Source organism: bacterium (assembly GCA_037131655.1).
In the GTDB taxonomy this organism is placed as follows: Bacteria; Armatimonadota; Fimbriimonadia; order Fimbriimonadales; family JBAXQP01; genus JBAXQP01.
This window is the reverse complement of record JBAXQP010000393.1, coordinates 1-2108: the sequence shown is the minus strand read 5'-3', so window position 1 is coordinate 2108 and position 2108 is coordinate 1. Positions and strand designations below refer to the sequence as shown.

3 protein-coding genes are annotated in these 2108 nt (G+C 44.3%); 1 reads left to right on the top strand and 2 read right to left on the bottom strand.

Annotation, left to right across the window (positions count from 1 at the left end; all coding sequences use genetic code 11):
* Positions 1-262: hypothetical protein (locus tag WCO51_12850; GenBank protein MEI6514142.1), on the bottom strand; the 262-nt coding region annotated here is incomplete at its 3' end.
* A gap of 213 nt (positions 263-475) precedes the next feature.
* Between WCO51_12850 and trxA the strand changes: the two genes are divergently transcribed.
* A complete protein-coding gene (gene trxA / locus WCO51_12845) occupies positions 476-802 on the top strand; it encodes a thioredoxin (protein ID MEI6514141.1) in 327 nt (108 codons plus the stop codon).
* Between the two features lie 110 nt (positions 803-912).
* Here the strand turns inward: trxA and WCO51_12840 are convergent, their stop codons facing one another.
* Positions 913-1959: a deoxyguanosinetriphosphate triphosphohydrolase gene (locus WCO51_12840; GenBank protein ID MEI6514140.1), complete on the bottom strand. Its 1047-nt coding sequence runs from the start codon at positions 1957-1959 to the stop codon at positions 913-915.
* Between the last annotated feature and the right edge of the window lie 149 nt (positions 1960-2108).

Below are 2108 nucleotides of genomic sequence, written 5' to 3'. Positions count from 1 at the left end.
CTCCTGGTTGCTGGCTTGTAACACTTGGCGCTGAGGATTGAAGGTAAACCCCTCGAACGGAATCAGGATTTCCGAATTTTTTAATAACATTTTGAACAGGGTCATAGAGGTTAATTCCGATCAGTGAAATCTCACCTACTTGCGATTTAGCTTTTGCCTTAGTAACACGCTTTTTAGCGGCTGCGCCAGCATCAACACCATTCATCACTATAAGTGCAATTAACCCTACGAGCGCTGCTCGCCGAACCCAATAATGCGTCATCAATCCAACCTCCTTGTGAGCATACGATTTAAATTTCGATATATAATTCAGAGATTCCTTCTCGTGCGAACAATAATAACTCTACCTGATCATATTCCAGTAATAGACGCACGAGATCGACTAGTGTATCTCTTCTTGACAGTTATTTGAACTGTGCGGTATCTTTAGTCTCGAAAATGGCGCGACAACAAAATCAAGGAGGCCTTCAAAAATATGAGCACAGCAATCCCAGTGACTACAGGTGACTTCGAAAAGGAAGTATTACAATCACCTATTCCCGTACTTGTTGACTTTTGGGCCATCTGGTGCGGCCCCTGTAAAGCTGTTGCTCCTTCAGTTGATGCAATAGCTCAGGAGTTTGCCGGCCAGGTTAAAGTTGTCAAGGTCGATGTCGATTCCGAACCTCAGTTAGCAATGCAATATGGAGTTCAAAGCATCCCCATGCTGCTTTTCTTCAAAGACGGTCTGCCTGTTGACCAAATCGTCGGCGCTGTGCCAAAACCGATGATTGCCGACCGGCTTAAAAAAGTACTTGGTTAAGACCTTTTCTACACCAATGTGAACAATTGATGAGGTGTATAAGCTCGCCTCATCAATTGTTTATACCCCATACTCTACCCGATTAAACACCTTCCCCTGCATTTCTACCCTTATATTCCCGGTAAAAATAGTTCCTCGAATCGCTGCACTGCATATCGATCAGTCATACCCGCTATGTAGTCTCGAACATTTTCGATTAACGACACATCGCTTGTTCCTACTGGTTGAAAGGTATTGGGCAACTGTTCCGGATTCTGCATATAATGACGAAAAAGTGCTTTTAATAGGTTTTTTGCTTTCAACAAATCCCTTTGTGTCGGCAAGAAACCAATGTAGACTTTTTCAAATAGTAGGTCTTTCAGTCGATCCATCTTGGATCGGATATCCTCACTCATAACTATGTTAGATAGCTCCATACTAGCGCGGATAATATCTCCCGCCATCGTTGCAATGCGTTCGCTATGAGTTTTTCCGAGGCTCGAAATAATATTTTGAGGCACATCACTTAGTGAAAGCGCACCTGCCCTGATGGCGTCATCCAGGTCATGATTGACATAGGCAACGCGATCAGCCACACGGACGACTGCAGCCTCCATTGAAGGCATCTTATCTCTATCGTTATCAACTAAATCGCCGGTTCCTTTTGAGTGATAAGCAATGCCCTCTCGGACTTCCAATGTCAGGTTCAAGCCCTTTCCTTCATTTTCAAGGAAATCGACAATTCGAAGGCTCTGCAATACATGATGGAATTGAGCATTGGGTGAGAATTCTCTCATTACTTCATCCATTGCCTGCTCACCCGCATGGCCAAAAGGGGGATGACCAAGGTCATGCGCCAATGCTATCGCTTCTGTCAGGTCTTCGTTGAGCCTAAGTGCGCGGCTGATAGTGCGAGCAATCTGAGTGACTTCAAGGGTATGAGTTAGGCGAGTGCGATAATGGTCTTCTTCAGGGTCGATGAAAACCTGGGTTTTATTTTTCATTCGGCGAAACGATTTGCAGTGAATAACCCTATCTCGATCACGCTGAAAACAAGTGCGAATGGGGTCCTGAGCTTCCGGTCTCATTCGGCCTTTACTCATCCTGCTTTTCACTGCTTGAGTTGACAATGACGCTTCCTCAATCTGCTCAAATTGTTCTCTAATAGTCTCGTTCATATTTCCTACCCATCTATCACGATTTCTTCGAAATTCAGCTTAAAGACATGCTCGAATGCACTGATAACCGGTTGCTTAATTTGTTCTAGTGTAACTTTAGCGCCCATTAGTTTGGAAATTGATGTTACGCCGTATGATGAGATACCGCA